Source organism: Arthrobacter sunyaminii (assembly GCF_018866305.1).
Classification (GTDB): Bacteria; Actinomycetota; Actinomycetes; order Actinomycetales; family Micrococcaceae; genus Arthrobacter_B; species Arthrobacter_B sunyaminii.
Map to the genome: position 1 here is coordinate 3,677,161 of NZ_CP076456.1, position 16,106 is coordinate 3,693,266.

18 protein-coding genes are annotated in these 16,106 nt (G+C 65.8%); 10 read left to right on the top strand and 8 right to left on the bottom strand.

Annotation, left to right across the window (positions count from 1 at the left end; translation table 11 throughout):
- Nucleotides 1–24: 24 nt before the first annotated feature.
- Together KG104_RS16740 and KG104_RS16745 are read left to right on the top strand one after the other, a co-directional pair.
- Complete coding sequence (locus tag KG104_RS16740) at nt 25–609, top strand: GNAT family N-acetyltransferase (protein ID WP_207348286.1); 585 nt, start codon at nt 25–27, stop codon at nt 607–609.
- Nucleotides 609–1,202, top strand: coding sequence for a GNAT family N-acetyltransferase (locus KG104_RS16745; protein ID WP_207348285.1), 594 nt, complete (start codon nt 609–611; stop codon nt 1,200–1,202). Before KG104_RS16740 ends, KG104_RS16745 begins: the two co-directional genes overlap by 1 nt.
- Before the next feature lies 1 nt (nt 1,203).
- On the opposite strand, the gene KG104_RS16750 is transcribed toward KG104_RS16745, so the two are convergent.
- Genes KG104_RS16750 through KG104_RS16760 form a run of 3 tightly spaced genes read right to left on the bottom strand, consistent with a single transcriptional unit; the run spans nt 1,204 to nt 3,614 of the window.
- Nucleotides 1,204–2,082, bottom strand: coding sequence for an ABC transporter permease (locus tag KG104_RS16750; protein WP_104160144.1), 879 nt, complete (start codon nt 2,080–2,082; stop codon nt 1,204–1,206).
- Complete coding sequence (locus tag KG104_RS16755) at nt 2,079–3,014, bottom strand: ABC transporter ATP-binding protein (protein ID WP_237688617.1); 936 nt, start codon at nt 3,012–3,014, stop codon at nt 2,079–2,081. Before KG104_RS16755 ends, KG104_RS16750 begins: the two co-directional genes overlap by 4 nt.
- A 45-nt stretch (nt 3,015–3,059) precedes the next feature.
- Nucleotides 3,060–3,614 (bottom strand): GNAT family N-acetyltransferase, encoded by a 555-nt coding sequence (locus tag KG104_RS16760; protein ID WP_207348284.1) that lies wholly within the window; start codon nt 3,612–3,614, stop codon nt 3,060–3,062.
- Between the two features lie 89 nt (nt 3,615–3,703).
- On the opposite strand from KG104_RS16760, the gene KG104_RS16765 reads away from it, so the two are divergent.
- The 6 genes from KG104_RS16765 (at nt 3,704) to KG104_RS16790 (ending at nt 9,522) form a co-directional block, all read left to right on the top strand.
- On the top strand, nt 3,704–4,387 hold the full coding sequence (locus KG104_RS16765; RefSeq protein WP_207348283.1) for a DUF6308 family protein: 684 nt from the start codon (nt 3,704–3,706) through the stop codon (nt 4,385–4,387).
- The gene (locus KG104_RS16770; RefSeq protein WP_207348282.1) at nt 4,384–4,752 is read left to right on the top strand and encodes a hypothetical protein; all 369 of its coding nucleotides are present in this window, start codon (nt 4,384–4,386) and stop codon (nt 4,750–4,752) included. The genes KG104_RS16765 and KG104_RS16770 overlap by 4 nt, the downstream gene beginning before the upstream one ends.
- Before the next feature lie 179 nt (nt 4,753–4,931).
- The gene (locus KG104_RS16775; protein ID WP_207348281.1) at nt 4,932–5,948 is read left to right on the top strand and encodes a hypothetical protein; all 1,017 of its coding nucleotides are present in this window, start codon (nt 4,932–4,934) and stop codon (nt 5,946–5,948) included.
- Complete coding sequence (locus KG104_RS16780) at nt 5,949–7,559, top strand: efflux RND transporter periplasmic adaptor subunit (RefSeq protein ID WP_237688618.1); 1,611 nt, start codon at nt 5,949–5,951, stop codon at nt 7,557–7,559.
- Nucleotides 7,556–8,233, top strand: coding sequence for an ABC transporter ATP-binding protein (locus tag KG104_RS16785; protein WP_104053277.1), 678 nt, complete (start codon nt 7,556–7,558; stop codon nt 8,231–8,233). Before KG104_RS16780 ends, KG104_RS16785 begins: the two co-directional genes overlap by 4 nt.
- Nucleotides 8,230–9,522 (top strand): ABC transporter permease, encoded by a 1,293-nt coding sequence (locus KG104_RS16790; protein ID WP_207348280.1) that lies wholly within the window; start codon nt 8,230–8,232, stop codon nt 9,520–9,522. The genes KG104_RS16785 and KG104_RS16790 overlap by 4 nt, the downstream gene beginning before the upstream one ends.
- Here KG104_RS16790 and KG104_RS16795 read toward each other — a convergent pair.
- The 3 genes from KG104_RS16795 to KG104_RS16805 form a co-directional block, all read right to left on the bottom strand.
- The gene (locus tag KG104_RS16795) at nt 9,519–10,664 is read right to left on the bottom strand and encodes a glycerol dehydrogenase (RefSeq protein ID WP_207348279.1); all 1,146 of its coding nucleotides are present in this window, start codon (nt 10,662–10,664) and stop codon (nt 9,519–9,521) included. The two genes, KG104_RS16790 and KG104_RS16795, sit on opposite strands and share 4 nt — an antisense overlap.
- A 105-nt stretch (nt 10,665–10,769) precedes the next feature.
- Entirely contained in the window at nt 10,770–12,407 is a 1,638-nt protein-coding gene (locus tag KG104_RS16800; RefSeq protein WP_207348278.1) for an ABC transporter permease, read from the bottom strand.
- A complete protein-coding gene (locus tag KG104_RS16805; RefSeq protein ID WP_207348277.1) occupies nt 12,404–13,339 on the bottom strand; it encodes an ABC transporter ATP-binding protein in 936 nt (311 codons plus the stop codon). The genes KG104_RS16800 and KG104_RS16805 overlap by 4 nt, the downstream gene beginning before the upstream one ends.
- 175 nt (nt 13,340–13,514) lie before the next feature.
- On the opposite strand from KG104_RS16805, the gene KG104_RS16810 reads away from it, so the two are divergent.
- Together KG104_RS16810 and KG104_RS16815 are read left to right on the top strand one after the other, a co-directional pair.
- The gene (locus tag KG104_RS16810) at nt 13,515–13,940 is read left to right on the top strand and encodes a LexA family protein (protein WP_237688619.1); all 426 of its coding nucleotides are present in this window, start codon (nt 13,515–13,517) and stop codon (nt 13,938–13,940) included.
- A gap of 8 nt (nt 13,941–13,948) precedes the next feature.
- Entirely contained in the window at nt 13,949–15,235 is a 1,287-nt protein-coding gene (locus KG104_RS16815; protein WP_207348275.1) for a Y-family DNA polymerase, read from the top strand.
- Here the strand turns inward: KG104_RS16815 and KG104_RS16820 are convergent.
- A complete protein-coding gene (locus tag KG104_RS16820; RefSeq protein WP_207348274.1) occupies nt 15,232–15,606 on the bottom strand; it encodes a PadR family transcriptional regulator in 375 nt (124 codons plus the stop codon). The genes KG104_RS16815 and KG104_RS16820 overlap by 4 nt on opposite strands.
- Before the next feature lie 2 nt (nt 15,607–15,608).
- Nucleotides 15,609–16,061 (bottom strand): hypothetical protein, encoded by a 453-nt coding sequence (locus tag KG104_RS16825; RefSeq protein WP_207348273.1) that lies wholly within the window; start codon nt 16,059–16,061, stop codon nt 15,609–15,611.
- Between the last annotated feature and the right edge of the window lie 45 nt (nt 16,062–16,106).

The following is a 16,106-nucleotide window of genomic DNA, read 5'->3' on the forward strand; positions in this document are numbered from 1 at the left end:
TGCCGGCGCCGCCATAATGGAGCGATGCCCTCTCCTTCACCGACTCCCGCCCGGCAGCATCCCGCTTCCCGGCGGCCTGCCGTACACCTGGCGCAGTTGCCCGTGGCTGCCATTGACGCGCTGGCAGCAGGAGACTTGGACACCGCCAACCGGCACTCCCCCGTTCCCCTCACCCGGCATTTTTCCTCCGACCGGCAGTCGCTGTGGAAAATGCGCAGCGCCCAGCTTGCGGCGGCGCCCGACGACGCCGGCTGGATCACCGGGGCCATCATCGACACGGAGTCGGGGCAGGCTGTGGGCTGCGCAGGTTTTCACGGACCGCCGGATTCGGACGGAATGGTGGAACTGGGCTATTCCGTGGATCCGTTGTTCCGCCGCCGCGGCTACGCCCGCGCCGCACTGGAACTGCTGCTGGCCCGGGCCGCCCGCGAGCCGGATGTCCGCACGGTGCGCGCCACTATCGGCCCGGATAACGAAGCATCCCGCAACCTGGTGCTGCAGTACGGGTTCGAGGAAAACGGTTCCCAGTGGGATGAGGAAGACGGGCTGGAGATCATTTTCGAAGTGGCAGCGGGAAACCAGTCCGGACACCCCAGTAGGCTGATCTGATGCTTCCCGAGAACCTCTTTGCCAACCAGGCCACCTTAACCACCGCCCGGCTCCGGCTGGAACCGCTCGGGCCGGAACATTTTGAAGGAGCCTGGGCCAGCCTGCAGGATCCGGAAGCACGGCGCCTGACCGGAACCCACGCAGAATTCACCCCCGAACAGATTCAGGCATGGCTGGCCGGGCTCGCCGGACAGCATGACCGCGGGGACTGGGCCGTCATCCGGCGCTCCGACGAACAGCACCCGGAGGAACGGTACCTGGGCGAAGTGGTGCTGAACGATCTCGATGCCGACAACGGGTCGGTCGGATTCCGGATTGCCCTGGCACCGGCGGACGTGCGGGGACAGGGGTACGGGACCGAGGCGACGGCCGCCGTCGTCGGGCACGCGTTTGATGACCTGGGCCTGCACCGGGTGGCGCTGGAGGTCTTTGCGTTCAATCCCCGGGCCCAGCGCGCCTATGAGAAGGCCGGGTTCACCGTGGAGGGCCGCCAGCGCGAGGCTCTGCTCTGGGACGGTGAGCGGGTGGATGCGATCAGCATGGGTATCCTCGCACGTGATCCGCGTCCTGCCCTGCCGGTCCCAACAGCCTAAATCAACCGATGCGGCGCCGGATCTGAACGGCAGCCAGCAGGGTGAACACCACCGTCATGGCGGCGAGGACGAATACCACGTAGGCGTTTGTGACCGTCCAGTCCCCCACCGACGCAGTGATCCCAAAGAGTTCCTGCAGCTCAATCACTGCCTCCGGCTGGTCCACTGCCAGGACCTGAAGGGAGTCGGCCGTCATCTCCTGGCGGAGGGGCACCGCAGCCTGCATGAACGGCAGAGCGTTAACCACGGTGCGCACACCCTCAGGCAGGGCACCCACCGGAATGTAGGCGCCGGCCAGGAAACCAAGAATCGTGCCCACAATGGTGGACAGGGCTGAGTACGCGCCGGAAGTGCGGACGAAAGAGACCGCAAAGGCGCTCAGTGCCGCAAACGCCACGCAGCTCAGCGCCAGGAAGCCGTAGACTGTGGCGATCTGACCGGCGTCGAAGCTGATCCCGTCCACCAGGTACAGGTAGGCCAGGCTGATGATCAGCACCACCGTTGTCATGATCAGCGCCACGACGCCGGCGGAGAGCAAATAGCCAAGAATCAACTGTTCGCGGCGGATGGGGGACACGAGAAAATCCCGGAAACGGCCCGACGACGAGTCCTCCACAAACACGTTCATGGCGCCCAGGCCGGTGGTGATGGAGGTAATGCCGACAATCCCGGCGAACATCCAGGTGTCCACGAAGCCCTTGACCTCGTCCCTCGTGGCGGCAGGGAAAGAACTCTGCAGGCTGTCGATCTGGGTGCTGCCCAGAAACAAGGTGTACAGCAGGAACAGGATCAGTGCCGAAAGCAGCGAGAAGAACACGCCCATCCGGTCCCGGAAGAAAAGCCGCAGGTTGCGCTGCATCAGGTTTCCGACGATGTTCATGCGCCCTCCCCCTCGTGTCCGGTCAGCGCCAGAAAAACGTCATCCATGGTTCCGTGCCGGAATTCGAAGTCCGCCACGGAGTCCCCGTGTTCCGCCAAGATGCGACGGGCCGTGTCGGCGGTGTCGACGACGAGCCGCACCACCCCGCCGTCGTCCTCGTCGCGGATGCCGGCGCCTGCGGCGGTTGCCAGCGCCAGCAGCGCCGGACGGTTGTCCGTGGTGATGCTCAGGACGGAGTTGCTGTGCCGGGCGCGCAGCTGGGCGGGCGTGCCGTCGGCGATGATCCGGCCGCGTTCAATAATGCACACGCGGTCCGCTTCCTCGGTTTCCTCCATGTAGTGCGTGGTGAGGAAGACGGTGAGCCCGTGCCGGTCCCGCAGCTCGCGGATGGTGGACCAGACCATGGCGCGGCTGGCCGGGTCCAGCCCGGCGGTGGGTTCGTCCAGGAAGAGGATCGACGGCGAATGCAGCAGTGCGCGGGCAATGTCCACGCGGCGCCGCTGTCCGCCGGAATAGGTGCCGTAGCGGCGGTCGACAAAGTCGTCGATCCCGATCATGGCGCTCAGCTCCTGGATCCGGGCATCGTTGGCCGCGGTGTCGGCCGAATAGAATTTGGCCCTCGTCCGCAGGTTTTCCCGGCCGGTGAGCAGAGGATCCAGCAACGAGTCCTGGAAAACGACGCCGATGTCCTTACGGACTTCGCCGGCCTCGCTGCGTACGTCGTGCCCGCTGACGGTGGCTTCACCGGCATTGAAGGGAATGACGGTGGTGAGGCAGGAAATAGTGGTGGATTTACCGGCGCCGTTGACTCCGAGAAAGGCGAAGACGGTGCCGGGCTGAACCTCAAAGGAGAGGTCGTCAACAGCTGTGGTGGCACCGTATTTCTTGGTCAGCCCACGCACGGATATAGCGGTGTCTCCGCTGATTGCCACAATTCCCCCGGATTCTCCGGCAGCAGCAGCCGGTTTGGGGAAAGTCTAGCGGTAGGTTTGGTGCAGATCGTCCCATTCGAAGAGCGTGGTTTCGTTGTTTTCCCAGTCCTGCCGCAGGATGGCGTAGGCAACCGAAGCCACCCGCGTACCATCCGCCGTGGGCCAGCCGAGGCGGTAATGGGCCTCCTTGAGAAAGCCTGCCCGGACGAAAGTCTTGCGCATGGCAACGTTGTCCTCCCGTGTCTGGCCTTCAAACCGCACCGGATCGGGAAACTCTTCAAACACCAGTGAGCACAGGGCCTTCAGGACCTGCGGCCCCAGTCCCCGGCCGCGGAAGTCCTCCGCCAGCCGCAGGTCGAACATGGGGGTGTCCTCCTCCAGGTCATCAAGCACCACCATTCCGACAGTTTTGGCATCAGCGACGATCCAGTAGCCCACCGATTCCTGCGACCAGAACCTGCCGCTGTCCACCGCTTCCCGTGCCGACTCCGCCGTATGTTGTGCCGTCATATGGAAAGGAAAACTGTTTGACGTCAGGAATTGCACAATTGCTTCCGCCTCAGACTCCGATTCGGCCATCAGGCGAAAGTTAATAACCATGGTGGGAGCCTATCCGACACCAGTAGGGTGTTGGTCATTAGGTGTCCACCAGCATTCCCACCCATTCCAAACCAGACTTGGGGATATTCATGAGACGAGTTGTTTCGACCGGGGAAATCACCGTTGAGTCGGCTGCACGGAATCTGCAGGACTATTTCACCGAACTCATGCCGCGGACCGGCAGGGTCCGCAGCAGTTCGCGGTTTGATTCATGGGCCGGCGGCGGCGATGCCCCGGATGTGGTGAACCGGTTCACCGCCGACGACGTCGTGGCCGCTTCCTTCCGCTCCGTGAAGATCCCGGCGCGGACGGCCGTTGCCCTGCTGGAAACCCGGGCCGGGGACATCTCCGACCTGCTGGCGTCCATCCCGGCGGACGTCGATTTGCCCGACGCGGACGCGGTGCAGGATTTGGGCGCCGGCAGCCCGGCGCGCCAGCTGTGGAACCTCCTGCGCGGCAGGCACGACGACGACGGCGGCTGGGGCGTGGGCCCGAGCACCGCCAGCAAACTCCTTGCCCGCAAGCGGCCCCGGCTGATTCCGGTGTACGACTCCATCATCCGCCGGGTCACGGCGGTGCCCGGGCCCAAGGACCAGTGGGAGTACTGGCACGCCTCCTTTGCGGACGGGGTTCTTGCCGAACGGCTGACGGAGATCCGTGCCAAGTCGGGGATCACTGAGCCCATTTCCGACCTTCGGGTGCTGGACATCGTGCTGTCCATGCACGGCAAGCGGCAGGGGTTCCTGCCGCAGGAGGAGGATCTGGAGTCTTGAGCGCCCTCCCGTCTCCACCGTCCGGCGCTGGCGGAACCACCGTCCGCCCGGGTCCGGCCAGCCCGTGGCTGGGCACGCCGTCGGGCATCATTGCCCTCACGGCACTGGTTCTGTCCATTGTCCTTATTCCGCTGTTCTTTCCGCTGGCCGGACTCGCCCTGGTGCTCGCGGTCGTGGCTTTGGTTCGGCGGCGGCCGCAGCCGCGCAGCGCCTGGGTCGTTGCCATCACCAGCGGCGTGCTGCTCGTCGTCGTGCTGGCCATCGGCATTCTGGCGTCGGTTTTCCTCTTTACAACGGAATCCGGCGGCACCGGCGATCCACAGCCGGCTACAACCTCGGTGTCCGTTCCAGCAGGGGAACCCTGACCGAAGGAAAGGGCGGCCGATCCGTCGCCGCGCACCGGAATTTCTCTCCCTTTAATGCCGTCTGCAGATGAGATGAAAACGTTACTGGCCGCGAGCATATTTCCGGGCCGGTTGTGAGGCATTCTTTGAGGTACGTGAGCCCGCAGGTTCACCGCCCGCACTCCTAAAAGAGGATATCCGTGCACCGTTCTCCGCGCGCTGCTGCGCTTCTTGCCGCTTTGTGTTTCTCCATCGTCCTCGGCGGGTGTGGTTCGTCCGGTGAAGCTGAAGAAACTCCTGCCGCCAAAGATTCCCCTTTGGCTGAATTCATGTCCTCCGCCTATGAGAGCGGGATGAGCGTGGAGGAGCAGGAGAAGGAATACGCCGAACGGGAGCGCAAGCGGGAAGACCTCGTGGCCCAGTGCATGACGGAGGAGGGTTTCGAGTACACGCCGAATGTCCAGGACGTGTCCTTTTCCATGGGAACGGACACGGAATGGAATCCTGATTCCCGGGAATGGGTGTCCCAATACGGCTACGGAATGATCAATTTCCCCGGCCGGGATGACGAGCCCGTGGCCAGCGAACAGGAATACGTCGATCCGAACGCGGATTATGTCTCGAGTTTGTCGGAATCTGAGCAAACCGCCTTTTATGAGGCGCTCCACGGCCCCACTCCCGACGAAGAGGACATGCCCGCCGAGGGGGAAATGACGGAATGGGACTGGACCACCGCGGGCTGTTACGGATGGTCGGAGAACGAAATAAACGACGACGACGTCAACACCTCCGAGAAGCACCAGCCGCTGATTGATTCCATGAATACCCTCTACGAGGACATGATGAGTTCCCCGGAACTCACCGAGGCCGATGCCGAGTGGTCCTCCTGCATGGCCGACGGCGGACACCCCGGGTTCACGGCTCAGATGGATGCGCAGAACAGCATCAATGAAAAGATGAACTCCGCCTACAACGGGATGAGTGCCAGCACCAGCGCCACCGCCGAGGCTGTTGACCCCGGCGCAATGGTCGAACCGGACATGGACGAGCTGGCCGAGGAAGAAATTACCCTCGCCCTCGCTGACCTGGACTGCCGGGAGAAGACAAACTACAAGGACACCATGGAGAGCGTGCAGTTCGAGCTCGAGCAGCAGTTCATTGATGACCACAAGGCCGAGCTGGAAGCTTTCCGCGCGGACATCGAGCAGGGCAACTGAGTGGCGGGGCTTGGACGCAATGGTGCCGACCGGCCGGCGGACCAGGCATCGGGCCTGGGCCTGCTCCTGGAAGAGGCTCCGGACCGGGCCCAGGAGCAGGACGTTCCCGCACGGTCATCAGCATGGGCAGGCATCGTCACCGTTTTCCAACGTAACCGGACTCTCTGGATTGTGGCTGCTGCCGCCGTTCTGAGCCTGGTTGCCGGCCTGCTGCTGGGGCGGTTTCTGGTCTCGCCGGCTGACGCAGCAGGTGCGGCCGAGCCTCCGGTGCCGGGGCTGGTGACCGTTCCCGTGCAGTACGGCCAGCTCAGCAATGACGTAACCATCCGCGGAGAGGTGGCCTACGCAGACCCGGTGGAAGTGCGCATCGACACCACATCAATAGCCGGCCCCGCCGTGGTCACGGGCCAGGTGCCGGAGGTTGGAGCGGAGCTGAAGCCCCTATCGATAGCCCTGGAGGTTGCCGGCCGGCCCGTCATGGTCCTGCCCGGCGAACTGCCTGCCTACCGGACCCTTTCCCTCGGCGCATCGGGCCCCGACGTGGCCCAGTTCAAGACAGCGGTTCGGACGGTGGGAATCGACGCCGGCGATCCGTCCGACCCGGTGTTCGGCGCAGACGCAGCCAACGCCGTCGCCACCCTTTATGCCGCGGCCGGGTATTCGCTTCCGGAGTCGGAGGAGGGAAGCGCCGAATCCGTCCGCGCAGCGCAGGAATCTGTACGGATGGCGGAGCAGGGTTTGTCCTCAGCCCAAAACGAGCTGGCCATGACGCCGGTGGGTGCAACACCCGTGGAGATCCGGGAGGCCGACAATGCCGTAGCCGCCGCACAGCGAGAGCTGGCCGCCGCGCAGCAGGCCACACCCCGGGATGCGCTGCAGATCGGCAACCTGGTGGATGCCCTTGAACTGGCTGAACTGCGCCGACAGCAAATCGGCGCCGACCGAACCGACGCTCCACAGCGGGCAGCAGTTGACGCCGCTGCGGTGCAGCTCGCGCAGGCGCAGGAGGACCTGGTCCTCGCCGAGCAGGCTGCGCTGCCGTCACTGCCTGCCTCAGAGGTGCTGTACCTGGCCGATCTGCCCCGCCGCGTCGACACCGTCACTACCGCGCGGGGTTCCATCCTGGAGGGATCCTCCATGACAGTTTCCGGCGCAACGCTGGGACTGTCCGGTTCCGCAGCGGACGCTGATGCCCGCCTCCTCAAGGCCGGAGACAAAGCGTCCTTTGACCTGCCGGACGGCACCGCGCACGCGGCCACCATCACGTCCGTTGCAGCCGGAGAAGGCGACTCCGCGCGATGGACCGTTCAGCTGCAGCCGGACCCCCTGACGCCGGAGCAGATCCAGGAACTCCAGGGAACCAACGTTCGCGTGTCGATCGCCGTCGGCGCCACCGACGGCGATGTTTTGTCCGTTCCCTACGCGGCCCTCACCGCCGGTCCCGGGGGCGAAACACGCGTGGAAGTGGTGGAAGGAGATCCCCGTGAGGGCGAACGGACGGCCACCCGGCTGGTGGTTGTCCGCAGCGGTTTGGCAACTCCCGGTGCGGTGGAAGTCATCCCGGTGGAAGGGGAACTGGCCGAAGGGGACCTTGTTGTGGTGGGCAAGTGAGTGTCCCCCTCCTCGAACTGCGTGATGTCACAAGGTCTTTCCCGGGTCCGCCCGAAGTGCAGGCACTGAAGGGCATCAACCTCACTGTGCGCCAGGGCGACTACGTGTCGATTGTGGGCCCCAGCGGATCGGGCAAATCCACCATGCTCAACATCCTCGGCCTGCTGGACCGGCCCAGTGTGGGCGAGTACCGCTTTGACGGCCATCTGACTGGAGTTCTGGACGAGGACACGCGCGCTGCCGTCCGTGCCCAGCGCATCGGGTTTGTTTTCCAGGCCTTTCACCTCATGCCGCGGCGGTCGGTCCTGGAGAACGTGATGATGCCCATGCTCTACAGCGGAACCCCGCGCATCGAGCGTGCTGACCGCGCCCGAGAGGCGCTCCGGCGCGTTGGCCTCGGCCACCGCATCGATTTCCTGCCCGGCACCCTCTCCGGAGGCGAGCGCCAGCGCGTGGCCGTGGCACGCGCCGTCGTCACCCGCCCCAGCGTGCTTCTGGCCGATGAGCCCACCGGCAACCTCGACGGCGGCACCACGCAGGATGTCATGACGCTGTTCGAAGAACTGGTGACCGACGGGCTGGCCCTGGTCATCATCACGCACGACCAGGGCGTGGCCCGGCGTGCACCCCAGTGCGTCCGGATTGCCGACGGAAGGGTGGTCACGCCCGTATGAAGCTCGCCCGCGTCACACGAAACCGTCCCCCTGCCGACCCGCCGGCGGCAGGACTCCTGTCCCCCGTTCCTTCCGCAGACCGCTTCAGTTTTATCGACCTGCTGATCGAAGCCACCTCCGACCTCGGGACACGGCCCGGCCGGCTCCTGATGACGCTGGCCGGAACCATCCTCGGCATCGGAGCCCTGGTCGCCACCCTGGGCTTCGCCCAGACCACCGCCGGACAACTTGCCAAACAGTTCGACGCCTTCGCCGCCACCCAGGTCATCGCGTCTCCCGCCACGGCCCAGAACTCCGACGGCAACAGCGTTGCCACCGCTTCCCTCCCCTGGGACGCAGTGGAACGCATGGAACGCCTCGCAGGGATCGAACAAGCAGCATTAATCACCGAAGTGAAACTCCGCGAAGGCACCGTCACCGCCGTTCCCGTCAATGATCCCTCCGCACCCCTCACCTCACCGCCGCGGGTTTTTGCCGCCTCCCCCGGACTCATCGACACGCTGAAGGGCACAGTCCTGCACGGCAGGCTCTTCGACGCCGGACACGACCAGCGGCATGACCGCGTGGCTGTGTTGGGCAACCGGCTCGCAGACCGTCTTGGCATCACCCGGGTGGATTCCCAACCGTCCATCTTCATCGACGGCCTGCCGTACGCCGTCGTCGGTGTTTTCGGCGACGTCCAGCAGCGCTCCGAACTGCTGGAGAGTGTTGTCATCTCCACCGGCGCGGCTCGTTCAGACTTTGGCCTTGGTGCGCCGGGAGAGGTGCAGGCGCGCATTGTTGTTGGCGCCGGCCCCCAGGTGGCGGACCAGGCTGCCCTCTCCCTCTCCCCCGATGAGCCCGAGCGCATCGACGTCGCAGCCCCGCAGGGACGCTCCCAGCTCGCGGGCAATGTCCAAGCAGACGTCAACCTCATTTTTGTGGTCCTGTCCGTGGTGGTGCTTCTGGCCGGCGGCGTTGGAATTGCGAACGTGACGATGCTTTCCGTCATGGAACGCACCGGAGAGATCGGTCTGCGCCGTGCCATCGGTGCCACCCGGCGCCAAATTGCCGCACAGTTCGTCGCGGAGTCAGTCATTATCGGACTCCTGGGCGGGATCCTCGGCGCGGCCGCGGGAGTTTTCACCGTCATCGGAATCTCCCTGTCCCAGCAGTGGACGCCCGTCCTCAACCCGCTTCTCGCCTGCGGCGGGGCGCTCCTGGGAGCACTCGTCGGGCTGGTCGCCGGCGGATTTCCGGCCCGCAAGGCCACGCGCATTGAACCCGTCGTGGCCCTGCGGGGAGCCTAGTGCGCTTTGTACGGCACCGGTTCCGGCAGCCCCGCTTCACGGCGTACCCGGCGCGAGAACCGTTCGATGGATTTCAGTGCGGCTTTGACGTCGGCTGGACCAACATCGAACGGCATGGACTTCATGGTCTCAGCGGGAACAGTGGCAGCCTCCGCCACCAGATCCAGTTCACGGGCGTCGTCCACGGACAAACCCACCTCGGTAAGGGTGCTCGGCAGGCCGACGCGCGTTGTGAACTCCACAAAGTCCCGGATCTCAGCGGTGGGAGCGCCCTCCAGGACCAACTGCGTCAGTGAGCCGATGTTCACCTTCTGTCCGTGGGCGAGGCCATGCGTCTGGGGTGCAGCGGTCAGGCCGTTGTGGATGGCATGGGCTGCAGCCAGTCCGCCGGACTCGAACCCCAGGCCGGACAGCAGGGTATTGGCCTCGATAACCTTTTCCAGCGCCGGCGTGACGAGGTTGTCCCGGGCGGCATCCAGGGCGGGAAGCGCGAACTCCCACAGCACGTCCCAGCTCAGCCGCGCCAGCGCGGTGCCGGTCTCAGTGGGCAGGCCGCCGGCCATGGTCAGCGAAAAAGACGCAGCCGTGGCGCGTGCTTCCAGCCAGGTGGCCAGCGCGTCGCCCACCCCGTAGGCAAGGAACGACGCCGGAGCGTTGGCCACAATCTGCGAGTCCACCAGCACCAGATCCGGGTTCCGGGTGAAGAACCGGTACTCCTCGAAGGCTCCGTCTGCGGTGTAAACGACGGCGAGCGCCGACGTCGGCGCATCAGTGGAAGCGACGGTGGGCACCGATGCCCAGCGGATGCCGGCTGCGTCGCCGGCGGCCTTGCACGCGTCGATGGTGCTGCCGCCGCCCACTCCCACCACCACGTCAGCGCCCGCGGCGCGGATGGCACCGGTCAGCCGGTCAATTTCAACGGCCGTGGGTGTTCCATTGAAGACTTCCCGGGTGAGTGGCAGTTGGGCAACCTGCAGGGACGTGCCGATGTCATGGCCGACAAAGCCCCAGACGACGTCGTCGGCCACCAGCAGCGGTGTCTTGCCGACCTGGCTGAGGAACTCGCCGAGCCGGTGGATGGCGCCGGCGCCCTGCACGTAGCGGCCGGGACTGATGACGGTACGGATTGGTGCCTGCTTCATCGTGAGCTCCTGAGGCGGTTCCGACGGCGGCCGACTGGCTGCCGCTGCCAGCCTAGGGGGCGGCCGAAACGGCAGCTAGGGGCAGCCTGCATCCGGGTGCCCTGATCACCCGATCCCGACGTCGCGCCGCCGGAAACCCGTAAAACCCGCCGCGACGAGGACTGCTGCACCCGCCGTCAGAACCGCCAGCGGGGCAGCCTCCGGATCGGCGCTGGGCACCAGCGCCACATGGGCGAGGGGTGACAGGTCCATGGCCCAATCGGGCAGAGCCAGCAGCTGTCCCAGAAAGAGCACAATGGCGCTCCACACCACCGGCGCCCACGCCAGTGCAGCGAGCCGGGGAAACAGACCGTAGAGGGCCGCCGCGACGCCGGCGGACAGGGCGATGGCGGGTAAATACGTCAGCGCAGCAAGGGTCAGCTCGCCCGCCCATCCGCCGTCGCCGGTTCCCGCGGCCACTCCCAAACCTGCGCCGAGCCCCACGACGGCGGTCATCAGGACGGTCTGCCCGGCCACCACAGCGAGCCATCCCGCAAGCAGCCCGGTCCGGGAACTGCCGGTGGCGAGCAGCTGCTCGACACGGCCCGCGTCCTCCTCTGCGCGCAGCCGCAGGACGGCCGAGACGCTGAAGATGAGCGGGGCAACGATGACGAAGGAGACGATGGCGGACGCAAAACTGGTGGTCACATCCGCCAGGTCCACGGTGATGAAATCCGCCAGCTGCGGAAGATCGGAGAATGATTCCTCCAGGGAATTGGCCAGCGCCCCAAAAGCGGCCGCGAACAGGAAAGCGGAGACGGTCCAGGTGGCAAAGGAGCCGCGCAGCAGCCGGCCGGCCAGACCCGCCGGGGAAAGTAGGGCGGGCCTGGCGGTTGCCGGACCGGGCCGGGGCGTCCGCAGCCCGGCGCCAAGGTCCCGCCGCCGGGCCAGCTCCACGGCGAGCACCAGCAGTATTGCCGTGGCCGCAGCCGAGAGGAGCAGCGGCCACCAGCGCAGGTCCACCCAGAGGCGGGTCTGCTGCGGCCAGGCAAGCGGCGAGAACCAGGACAGCCAGGATCCCTGGTTATTGATGACGTCGCCGATTCCCCGGATCAGGAAGGCGGCAGCCAGAACCGCCATTGCCGTGCCGGTGGCTCCCCGCGCGTGCTCATTGAGCTGGGCGGCAACCGCGGCAACCGCACCGAAAACCATGCCGGTGAGTGCGGTCCCGGCGCCCAGGGCAAGCGAACTGGCAGGGTCCAGGGACGCTGTGCCCGCGAGCGCCGCCACAACGGCCGCCCCGACCGCGGCATTGGCGACGGCGACCGTGATGATTGCGGCGGCGGCCGGTGCAAAAGGGCCCACCGGCAGGGCACGGAGCATTTCCATCCGGCCGGATTCCTCCTCCGCCCTGGTATGCCGCACCACGAGGAGGATGCTCATGATGGCGGCGGCCAGATAGAGGTACAAGGAGAGTTCGTTGGCGACCATCGCGCCGAACGTGTAATTCTCCAGTCCAAAGGCCGGTCCGGTCATCATGACCGTGGCCGGGTTGTCCATGAGCGATGCCCGGGCCTGCAGTGATTCCGGGGTGGTGTAGGTCGTCTCGAAAGTTGCCATGGACCCGGCAACGCCTGCGCCGACGGCCAGGGTCCAGACCGGAATAATGATCCGATCCAGCCTCAGGTGCAGCCGCAGCAATCCGCCGGTGGCAGCCCACGGGTTGCGGAAGGACTGCCGGCGGGCAGTGGGTGGTGCGCTCATTGCTCTGCTCCCGCCTCGTCACCGTAGTGGCGCAGGAACAGCTCCTCCAGTGACGGCGGGGCAATGGTCAGGTTTTGCACGCCGGCTTCGGCCAGCAGTGCCAGGATGCTGTTCACCTGCGCATTGTAGACGTCGAACCGCAGATATCCGTGCTCCGCACTGAGGTTGTGCACCCCCGGTGCAGCGGCCAGCGCGGCCGGATCCGCCGTCGTCGTCGCCGTGACCGTGGACCGGGTGAGGTGGCGCAGCTGGGCCAGGGTGCCGGTTTCCACGTCGCGGCCGGAGCGGATGATGGTGACGGTGTCGCACAGCTTTTCCACCTCGGCGAGGATGTGGCTGGACAGCAGCACGGTACGTCCCTCGCTGCGCAGGTTCCGGATCTCCTCGGTGAACGCGGCCTCCATGAGCGGATCGAGGCCCGAGGTGGGTTCATCGAGCAGGAACAGCTCAGCATCTGAGGCGAGCGCGGCGACCAGCGCCACCTTTTGCCGGTTGCCTTTGGAATAGGTGCGCGCCTTCTTGGTGGGGTCCAGCTCGAAGCGTTCCAGCAGTTCAGCGCGTCGTGCCGCCTGCCGCTTCGCGTTCCGGTCCTTCCCCGCGGTCCGCTTGCCGGCATGTAGCCGGGTGAAGATGTCAATGGCTTCCCCGCCCGTCAGGTTCGGCCAGAGGGTGGTGTCCCCGGGAACGTAAGCGATCCGGCGGTGGACGGCGACGGCGTCCGCCCAGGGATCCATGCCCAGCACCGCGGCGGTTCCGGCGTCAGCGCGCAGCACGCCCAGCAGCACCCGGATGGCGGTGGATTTCCCGGCTCCGTTGGGCCCCAGAAATCCGGCGACCTGTCCCTCCTCCACCGTGAGCGAGAACCCGTCCAGAGCACGGGCAGAGCCGAAGGCCTTGACGAGGCTGGTCGTTTCGACGGCGGGCTGATTCATGGGAGCTCCGGTGGCATCAGACGTGGCCGGGGCCCGTCTTGCGCCCGGTCTGCCCTGGCTGGCAGCAATGTCCACCCAGTCTGCGGCAACTTGCGCCGTTCGCCAAGGTGTTTTCCATGCTCAGTGCTAACCTGTTGGTATTCGAAGGTGTGTTCTAGGGAGGTGTGCGGTGCCCGTGTTTTCCTCCGACTCTGCGCCGCGTTCCGGCGGCGCGAAGGAACAGCCGGCCACCCGCGGTTCAACGCTTCCGGCCGGGTTCGCATCACCCGCCCAGGACTATTACGACGCCGGCATTGACCTGAACCGGCACCTGATCCGCGATGCCACGTCCACCTTCATCATGCGGGTTTCCGGCAACGCCATGGACGAAGCCGGCATCAGCGACGGAGACGAGCTGATCGTGGACCGGTCGCTGACGCCCAAAGACGGGTCGGTGGTTGTTGCCGTTCTGAACGGAGAGCTGATCATCCGGCGGCTGCTGTTGACCGGCCAGGGGATCTTCCTGCGCGCGGACAGCCCGGACGCAGAAGACATCCGGGTGCCGGATCCCGCGGAACTGTCCGTCTGGGGTGTCGTGACCCGGTGTCTGCACCATGTCTAGGCCGTCTCATGGCTGAGCAGCACCGCATCGCACTCGTGGACGTAAACAGCTTCTACGTCTCCTGCGAGCGCCTTTTTGACCCGAAGCTGGCCGGCATTCCCGTGGTGGTGCTCTCCAACAACGACGGCTGCGTGGTGGCCCGCTCCGATGAGGCCAAGGCCCTGGGCATCAAGACGGGTGAGCCGTGGTTCAAGCTGGCCGAGGCCGCTCCGAAGCTGGGCCTGGTGCAGCGCTCGAGCAACTATGAGCTGTACGGGGACCTGAGCTCGCGCGTGATGCAGCTGCTGGCACGCTTCTCCTCCGAGCAGGAGATTTACTCCATCGACGAGTGTTTCCTGCACCTGCACGGCACCGATGACGAACTGCGGACCCGGGGCACTGACATCCGGGCTGCCGTGGCGAAGAACATCGGCCTGCCGGTCTGCGTGGGGATCGGCCCCACCAAAACCCTGGCCAAATTCGCGAACCGGATCGCCAAGCAGAATCCCCACATGGGCGGGGTCTGCAACCTCGACACCCTGGATCCCGCCGTCGTCGACACCATCATGTCCCGCGTGCCGGTCACCGGCCTGTGGGGCGTGGGCGCGCGCAACGGTGTCCGGCTGAATGCGCTGGGCATCCACACTGTCGCGGATCTGCGCGCCGCCGATCCCGCCGCGATCCGTGCGAAGTTCTCCGTGGTGCTGCAGCGCACGGTGCTGGAACTGAACGGCACCGCCTGCATTCCCATGGAAACCGAGTCCGCAGACAAACAGCAGGTCCTCTTTTCACGCAGCTTCGCGACGCCGGTGACTACACAGGAATCGATGCGCCAGGTCATGAGCCTGTACGCCCAGAAAGCGGCCATTCGACTGGCCAAGGAGGGACAGCTGGCCAGCGTCATGACGGTTTTTGCGTCCACGTCGCGCTTCAGCGGCACTGAAGCATCCTCACCTTCGGCTACGGTCCGGCTTCAGCGGCCCACCGCGGATCCCCTGGTGCTCACCCGGGCCGCGATTGACGCCATGGATCCCCAGGTGGTGGAGGGTGCCCGGTATGCCAAGGCCGGAATCATGCTCACGGGCCTCTCCCCCGCCGGCGCCGAGCCGGTGTTCGACCTGTTCGATGCCGGACCGGAGCAGAAGGACATCGGGCCGCTGCTGGCGCAGGTCACCGACAAGTACGGTGCTGCCAGCATTGGCCTGGGACTGGCCGGGATGTCCACAGCCAAGCCGGACTGGACCATGGCGCGGAACTTCGCTTCCCCGCGCTACACCACCGAGTGGTCTGATCTTCCGGTGGTGAAGGCGGTTTAGCGGCCAGGTTTCCTGCCGGCTCCAGGGCCCGGAAATTCAACCAGGCTGGCGGTGATTCCGGCAAGGAACTGCGACCCCAAGCCTGTCAGGGAGATCTCCTTGCGCTTTGCCCCGGTGCGCGGGACATCGACCTCCGCACTGTGCAGGAGACCGGTGTCCTGCAGCCTTTTCAGGGTGCGGTAGAGACTGCGCTCGGTGATCTGCCAGCCGGTGCCTGCTGCAACCTCTTCTGCAACCCTGGCCACCGTCACCGGTTGATGCTCGGCCACTGCCCGCAAAACCACCGGCGTCAGCATGGATTTCTTGTAGGTCTCCACCCAGGATTCGACCCGGGCTTGAACCCATTCCTGTTCCTCAACGGGTCGGGCCACGCTCAGTCTTCCCATCCGCGGCCCAGCACGACGCCGGCGAGGTGGACGAGGAGCCCGGCTCCCCAGGCGGCACTCATCACGAGCGTGGCGCCGAACCAGGGGGTGGATAGCAGCTCATGGGCAGCGGCGCCGTCGGCTCCGCCGGTCGAACCCAGCGAAAGCGCACGGATGACGGCGTGCAGGTTGAAGGATGCCGTTACGGTGACAAAAGCGAGGGTGTGCGCAATGGCCAGGCCAAAGCGGATCTTGGTGAGTTTGCGGTAGTTGCGCCAAAACCAGACGGCAATTCCGGCTGCAACCAGGGCGGTGAGGATCCCGGCGAGAAGGGTAATGTCTCCTCCGGTGAAGGCGATCGCGGCTTGAATCGCCGCCGTGGCGGCGACCAGAACCAGCAGATACGGCAGGAGCACGGTGCGTGCATTGACGGTTGGCTGAGGCAGGGTGTTTGTAGTCATGGGCGGCACTGTACCAATGGCACACTACCGATGGAAGAGTGGTTG

What these genes read in the sequence shown, in the direction of transcription:
- KG104_RS16740 (WP_207348286.1), top strand. Translation starts at nt 25, where the DNA reads ATGCCCTCTCCTTCACCGACTCCCGCCCGGCAGCATCCCGCTTCCCGG.
- KG104_RS16745 (WP_207348285.1), top strand. Translation starts at nt 609, where the DNA reads ATGCTTCCCGAGAACCTCTTTGCCAACCAGGCCACCTTAACCACCGCC.
- KG104_RS16750 (WP_104160144.1), bottom strand. Translation starts at nt 2,082, where the DNA reads ATGAACATCGTCGGAAACCTGATGCAGCGCAACCTGCGGCTTTTCTTC.
- KG104_RS16760 (WP_207348284.1), bottom strand. Translation starts at nt 3,614, where the DNA reads ATGGTTATTAACTTTCGCCTGATGGCCGAATCGGAGTCTGAGGCGGAA.
- KG104_RS16765 (WP_207348283.1), top strand. Translation starts at nt 3,704, where the DNA reads ATGAGACGAGTTGTTTCGACCGGGGAAATCACCGTTGAGTCGGCTGCA.
- KG104_RS16790 (WP_207348280.1), top strand. Translation starts at nt 8,230, where the DNA reads ATGAAGCTCGCCCGCGTCACACGAAACCGTCCCCCTGCCGACCCGCCG.
- KG104_RS16795 (WP_207348279.1), bottom strand. Translation starts at nt 10,664, where the DNA reads ATGAAGCAGGCACCAATCCGTACCGTCATCAGTCCCGGCCGCTACGTG.
- KG104_RS16800 (WP_207348278.1), bottom strand. Translation starts at nt 12,407, where the DNA reads ATGAGCGCACCACCCACTGCCCGCCGGCAGTCCTTCCGCAACCCGTGG.
- KG104_RS16805 (WP_207348277.1), bottom strand. Translation starts at nt 13,339, where the DNA reads ATGAATCAGCCCGCCGTCGAAACGACCAGCCTCGTCAAGGCCTTCGGC.
- KG104_RS16815 (WP_207348275.1), top strand. Translation starts at nt 13,949, where the DNA reads ATGGCTGAGCAGCACCGCATCGCACTCGTGGACGTAAACAGCTTCTAC.
- KG104_RS16825 (WP_207348273.1), bottom strand. Translation starts at nt 16,061, where the DNA reads ATGACTACAAACACCCTGCCTCAGCCAACCGTCAATGCACGCACCGTG.